The following is a 6948-nucleotide window of genomic DNA, read 5'->3' on the forward strand; positions in this document are numbered from 1 at the left end:
GAATCGACCTCCCGGTGCACGTCCCGTACGACGACGGCGTACTGCTCCTGCCGACGCTCGGCGAGCTGCGGCTGACCGGCGAGGAGACGCGCGGCACCGCTCAGGTGCAGCCCGTCGAGAAGGGTTTCCTGGTCCGGTCCGCCCGCGGTGAGCGGCGGGTCGCCCGGCTCGACGAGCCGGGCGTCGGCTGGCAGCCCGTGCGCAGGCTCGGCCGGGACGGTGCGCCCGATCTCGCGATCGACGACCTCGACCCGTACCGGCACTGCTTCGGCTCCCCGGCCCTGCCCCGGCTCGGCCTCGACGAGGCCGCGGGCTGGACCGGGCGGCTGGCCCGCGCCTGGGTCCTGCTGCGGGAGCGCGTGCCGGAGCAGGCCACGGCCGCCGCCGGATCGCTGACCACGCTGACCCCGGTCGACGGCCCCGGGCCGTCCGTGGGCCGGCACGGCTTCGGCGGGCTCGGGATCCCGGCGCGGGGCAGTGCCCGGGAGTTGGCGCCCGCGCTGCTGCGCGGCTATCGCAGGGCGCGGTACCAGGCGCTCGTCGAAGTCACCGACCTCCATGCGGAGGACGGGCTGTGGCGCCACCCCGCACCCTGGCAGGAGGCGCCCGTTCCGGTGTCGCAGCTGCTGGCGGGGGCATACGAACGGGCAGGGCTCGCCGCATTCGAGCCGGGCAGTGCCGAGGAGGCCCTGCGGGCGCTGGACACCCTGGACCGCGCGCCGGAACTCACCCTCGCCGGGAAGTGTCTGCTGGCACAGCTGCGGGAAGAGGCGGACCGTGACCGATGAAGCCGATGGGCGCGACAGGCTCGTACGACAGCTGGCACGGCTGGGATTACGGGAGGGGTCGACGGTCCTCGTCCACGCCGGGCTCGGCGGCACCGGCCTGGACGCACGGACACTGCGCGACGCACTGCTGACGGCGCTGGGCGAGAACGGCACGCTGGTGGTGCCCGCCTTCACCCCGGAGAACTCGGAGACGTCCGCCGCCCATCTGCGGCGGGTGGCCGGAATGACACCCACTCAGGCGGCGGCCTTCCGGGCCACGATGCCCGCCTTCGACCCCGCCACGACACCGTGCCCCGGGATGGGCCGGTTGGCCGAGTCCGTACGGACCACCCGGGGAGCGGTGCGCAGTGCCCATCCCCAGACGTCCTTCGCCGCGCTCGGGCGGCGGGCACACGAGCTGCTCTCCCGGCATCCGCTCCACTCCCATCTCGGACCCGAGTCGCCGCTGGGTGCGCTCTACCGGGCCGGGGCGGACGTATTGATGATCAATGTGGGTTTCGCCGTGTGCACGGCCTTTCACCTCGCGGAATACCGGCCCGGTGCACCACGCCGCCGCTATCGCTGTGTGGTGCGTGGGACGGACGGGCCGGAATGGACGGAATACGAGGACGTTTCCCTGGACGACAGTGATTTCGAGGCGGTCGGAGCCGCCTTCGCGTGGAATGTGGAGCAGAAGGGACAACTGGGAAGAACAGTCGCAAGGTTGTTCTCGATCAAGAACGCCGTGGACCATGCCGTGGTGTGGATGTCCGAAAAGCGGCGTTGATTGACTGAACGATGAGGGGATGGAGCGAGGTCCGCTCCGGAATGATTAATTCGCTCGCACTTCATCAGTCGTGAGTGTGAGTGTTCATACAGGACGGGGGTCGTGTGCACGCGTCATCGCAGCAGCGAGCGGCGGACCATCGGCCGTACTTCTTCTTGAGCTATGCGCACACGCCGAGGTACGGAGCCGGCGGGCCTGACCCCGATATGTGGGTCGAGCGCCTTTTCCGGGATTTGTGCGGCCACGTGATGGCCATGACCGATCTTCCGGCCGGTGCCCCGGCCGGATTCATGGACCGGGAGATACGCTCCGGGGAGGGGTGGTCCGAGCGGCTCGGCGAAGTGCTCGCCACCTGCCGTGTCTTCGTTCCGCTCTTCTCACCTCGCTATTTCGCCAGCGAGATGTGCGGCAAGGAGTGGTACGCCTTCGCGCAGCGGGCCATCTACCACCAGGCCAAGAGCAACCGGCCCGCGGAGGCCATCGTGCCCGCCCTGTGGGTACCGGTGCCGCCCGAGCAACTCCCGGGTCCTGCCGAGCGGTTGCAGTTCAACCACCGGGCCTTCGGCGACCGCTATGTCACCGACGGGCTCTACGGGCTCATCAAACTCCGCATCTTCGCCGAGGAGTACGAGCGTGCGGTCTACGAACTCGCCAAACGCATCGTCAGCGTCGCCGACACCGCCGGCGTGGGCCCCAGCCGGCCCCTCGACTACCGGCAGGCCCCCAGCGCCTTCGGCACACCGGCATCGGCCGGATCGCCCAACGGCGGCCCGCGCCCCATCCAGGTCACCGTCGCCGCGCCCACCCGCCACGACCTGCCCGGTGGGCGCAACCCCGAGTACTACGGCGACATGCCCCAGGACTGGAACCCGTACTACCCGGACGCCCACCGGCCCCTGGCCTATGTCGCCCGCGACCTCGTGCGCGCCCTCAACTACCAGGCCACGGTCGGCTCGTTCGACCACGACTCGGTTCCGCTGGACAGCAAACAGCCCCCGACCAGACCGGAGTTGCTGATAGTCGACCGGTGGGCCCTGGAGGACGACGAGAGACGGGAGCGGCTCGCCGCCTTCGACGCCGAGAACCGCCCCTGGGTGAGCGTCGTCGTCCCCTGGAACCGCGACGACCACCAGAGCCGCGCCGCCGAGAGCGAACTGAGCGCCAAACTCGAACAGACCCTGCCGACCAAGCTCAGCCAGGGCCGCGCCGCCTGCCGGGCCGCCGCCCGCGGCGTACCCAGCATGGAGGCCTTCGGCCAGATCCTCCCCCAGGTGGTGGAAGCAGCCGCCCAGCAGTACCTGAGACATGCCCAGGTCTATCCACCCGCCGGCGGCAGCCATACCGAACGCCCCCGGCTGCGCGGCCCGATGGCCGCCGAGTACGCCACCACGCACTTCATCCACGACATGCTCGACCAGGCGCCCGATGCGGAGGACACGGATGACAGCCAGTCGTGACGGACGCATCGTCACCTTCTACTCCTACAAGGGAGGTACCGGCAGGACGATGGCCATGGCCAACACGGCCTGGATACTCGCCGCGAACGGCAAGCGGGTCCTCGCCGTCGACTGGGACCTCGAAGCCCCCGGCCTGCACCGCTTCTTCCACCCCTTCCTGGACCCCTCCACGCTCGGCGCCACAACCGGTGTCATCGACCTGATCACCGAATACGCCTGGGCCGCCACCAGCCCCGTGCAGCGCCCCGACGACTGGCACCGTGACTACGCGCGCATCCAGCCGCACGCGGTCTCCCTCACCCCCGAGGCCCTGGGCTGGGAGTTCCCCGAAGGCGGCACCCTCGACTTCGTCTCCGCGGGCAAACAGAACCGCGAGTACTCGGCGACCGTCTCCACCTTCGACTGGGACAACTTCTACGACCGCCTCGGCGGCGGGCACTTCTTCGACGCGCTGCGCGACGACATGAAGGCCAACTACGACTACGTCCTCATCGACAGCCGCACCGGCCTCAGCGACATCGCCGACATCTGCACCGTCCATCTGCCCGACATCCTGGTCGACTGCTTCACCCTCAGCGACCAGTCCATCGACGGAGCGGCCGCCGTCGCCCGCCAGATCGACGAACGCTACGGCGGCCGCGGGATCCGGATCTTCCCCGTCCCCATGCGCATCGACGAGGGCGAGAAGGAGAAGGCCGACGCCGGGCGGGCCCTGGCCCGGCTCAAGTTCGACCGGTTCCCGACCGGGCTCGCCGGCGACGAACTCACCTCCTACTGGGGCGCGGTGGAGATTCCGTACCGCCCCTACTACGCCTACGAGGAGACCCTGGCCACCTTCGGCGACGAGGCGGGACTCACCAACTCCCTGCTCTCCGCCTTCGAACGGCTCACGGCCGTCATCACCGACCAGGAGATCACCTCCATGCCCACGGTCGGCGAGGAGGTCAGGCTGCGGATCAGGGACGCGTTCACCCGCCGCCGCCCCGCCCTGCCCGCCGACCTCTTCCTCAGCTACGTCGCCGAGAACCGGATGTGGGCCGACTGGATCGAATCCGCCCTCACCCGTGCGGGCTTCCGCGTCGTACCGCGCGACGTCTCCGCCGAACCCTCCGCGGACGGCTCGGGCGCGGCCGCCCCCGAGAACGCCGCGCGCACCGTCGTACTGCTCTCCAGCGCGTATCTCAAATCGGCACGGGCCGTCGAGGTGTGGGAGCGGGCCGCGTCCGAGGACCCCGGCGGCGGCCGGCGCCATCTGCTGCCGCTGCGCGTGGGCGACGTACGCCTCACCACCCCGTACATCGACCGCAACCCCGTCGATCTCTTCCGCCTCGACGAGGTGCACGCCACCACCGCGCTGCTGCGCGCCCTGGACCGGCCCGTGCAGCTCGCCGACGGGGTTTCGCCCGGGCCGCGGTTTCCCGGCACCGTTCCCAAGATCTGGAACGCGCCCCCGCGCAACCCCGGATTCACCGGCCGCTCCGTCGTCCTGGAGCGGATGCGCGACCAGCTCGGCGGCGGAATGGCCGTCGTCCTTCCGCAGCCGCAGACCCTGTACGGGCTCGGCGGCGTCGGCAAGACCCAGGTGGCGCTGGAGTACGTGCACCGCTTCATGGCCGACTACGACCTGGTGTGGTGGATCTCCTCGGAACAGACCGACGAGGTCGTCGCCGGTCTCGCCGATCTCGCCACCCGGCTCGGCGCACAGGGCGGCGAGGACATGGCCGCCGCCTCCCAGGAGGCCATCGACCTGCTGCGGCGCGGTGTGCCGACATCCCGCTGGCTGCTGGTCTTCGACAACGCCGACGACCCCGAGCAGCTCAAGCGGTTCTTCCCGACCGGCGGACACATCCTGGTCACCTCGAGGAACCAGACCTGGTCCCAGTACGGCGACGCGCTGCCCGTCGACGTCTTCCTGCGCGAGGAGTCGATCGAGCACCTCCAGCGCCGCGCCCCCGGGCTCACCCTCGAGGACGCCGACCAGGTCGCCGGCGCCGTCGGTGACCTGCCGCTCGCCGTCGAACAGGCGGCGGCGTGGATCGCCGAGACCGCCACGCCCGTCGCCGCCTATCTGGAGCAGCTCGGCCAGCAGGCCCCGCGCGTCCTCGCGCTCAACCAGCCCGCCGGATACCCCGAGCCCGTCGCCGCCACCTGGAACGTCTCCATCGAACGGCTCAAGGAACGCTCACCCGCGGCCGTACGGCTGCTCCAGCTCTGCGCGTTCTTCGCCCCCGAGCCGATCTCCGCGAACCTCCTCTACAGCAAGGAGATGATCGAGGCGCTCAAGCCCTACGACTCCTCCCTCCAGGAGAAGCTCGTACTCGGCCGCGTCATCCGGGAGATCGGCCGGTTCGCCCTCGCCAAGGTCGACCAGATCTCCAACTCCATCCAGGTGCACCGGCTGGTGCAGGCCGTCATCAGGGCACAGCTCAGCGAGGAGGAGCAGATGGACGCGCGGCACGCCGTCCACCGGATCCTCGCCGGTGCCCGCCCCGACGACGACGAGCCCATCGACAACCCCGAGACCTGGGCGCGGTTCAACACCATCTGGCCGCACCTCGGCCCGTCCGAGGCCCGCTTCTGCACGGAGCCGGAGACCAGGCGGCTCCTCATCGACCGTGTGCGCTACCTCTGGAAGCGAGGTGACTGGCAGACGGCGGGGGAGCTCGCCGAGGAACTGCGCGACTCCTGGCGGGACATGCTCGGCAACGACGACCTGCAGTATCTGTATCTGCGCTTCCACCTCTCCAACATCCTGCGCTCCCAGGGCCGTTACGTGGAGGCGCGAGAGCTGGACGAGGTGACCCTGGAGCGGCAGCAGGCCGTGCTCGGCCCCTCCCATCCGCACACGTACATGACCACCAGCGGTCTCGCCATGGACCTCGGCACGCTCGGCCAGTACGGCAAGGCCATGGAACTGGCCACCGAGGCCCACGAGGGATTCAGCCAGATCTTCCACGAGTCCCACCCGCGCACCCTGGCCGCCGCCAACAACCTCGCGCTCAACCTGCGCATGGTCGGCCAGTACGCGCGGGCCCGCGAGATCGACCAGGACGTCTTCGACCGGCGCACCGAGGTGCTCGGCCCGGAGCATCCGTACACGCTCTCGTCGGCCGCCTCACTCGCCCGCGATCTGCGGGAGGTCGGCCGGTACGAGGACTCGGTGGCGCTGCTCAGCCGCACCTACGACAGCTACAAGCAGACCCTCGGCCGGGCCTTCCCCGGCACCCTCGCCGCGGGCAAGAGTCTCGCCGTCTCGTTGCGGCGGGCGGGCAGACTGGAGGACGCGCGCCGGCTGACCACGGCGACGCGCAACCGCTACCGCGCCCGTTACGACTACGATCACCCGGACTCGCTCGCCTGCGATCTGAACCTGGCGGCGGACCTGTTCGCGGCCGGGGAGCCGGTCGCCGCGCGGGACCTGGCGCAGGAGGTCGTCGACAAGTACAGGGAGGTGCCGGGCGAGAAGCATCCGTACACCCTCGCCGCGTTCAACAACCTCGGCATCTACCAGTGGGGCTGCGGCGACCCCGAGGCGGCGGAACAACTGCTGCTGCCCACCATCCGCAGGATGACCGATGTCCTCGGCACCGCCCATCCCCACACGCTGTTCTGCACCGTCAACCTCGCCAACGCCCGCGCGGACCTGGGAGAGCTGGAATCGGCGCTGGACACCGAGCGGCGGGCCGTCATGAAGCTCCGCGAGGTCCTCGGCGCCCACCACCCGGAGGTGCTCGCCGTCGCCTCCAACATGTGCGTCACGCTCAGCGCGCTGGGCCGCAAGGACGAGTCGGCGGTGTTGCGCGCGGAGACCGTGGAGGAGCTCGGCCGGCTGCTCGGCGACGACCACGCGCTGACCCGGATCGCCCGCGACGAACGCAGGATCCACCGTGATCTGGAGCCGCTGGCGGTGTGAGTCGTGGCTCGGTTCTCCCCCCGC

General features: G+C 70.4%; 4 protein-coding genes. All 4 read left to right on the top strand.

Going from position 1 to position 6948, the window contains the following annotated elements; all coding sequences use genetic code 11:
* A partial coding sequence (gene fxsBH / locus ACWGI8_RS36125; protein WP_453667585.1) for a radical SAM/SPASM protein FxsBH, inactivated beta-hydroxylase extension form occupies positions 1-788 on the top strand: 788 nt, incomplete at its 5' end.
* Positions 778-1554: an aminoglycoside N(3)-acetyltransferase gene (locus tag ACWGI8_RS36130; protein WP_453667586.1), complete on the top strand. Its 777-nt coding sequence runs from the start codon at positions 778-780 to the stop codon at positions 1552-1554. The genes fxsBH and ACWGI8_RS36130, both read left to right, overlap by 11 nt.
* Before the next feature lie 80 nt (positions 1555-1634).
* Positions 1635-3011: an FxsC protein gene (gene fsxC / locus ACWGI8_RS36135; RefSeq protein ID WP_453667588.1), complete on the top strand. Its 1377-nt coding sequence runs from the start codon at positions 1635-1637 to the stop codon at positions 3009-3011.
* A complete protein-coding gene (gene fxsT, locus ACWGI8_RS36140; protein ID WP_453667590.1) occupies positions 2995-6924 on the top strand; it encodes an FxSxx-COOH system tetratricopeptide repeat protein in 3930 nt (1309 codons plus the stop codon). The genes fsxC and fxsT overlap by 17 nt, the downstream gene beginning before the upstream one ends.
* Positions 6925-6948: the final 24 nt, after the last annotated feature.

Source organism: Streptomyces sp. NPDC054841 (genome assembly GCF_053611045.1).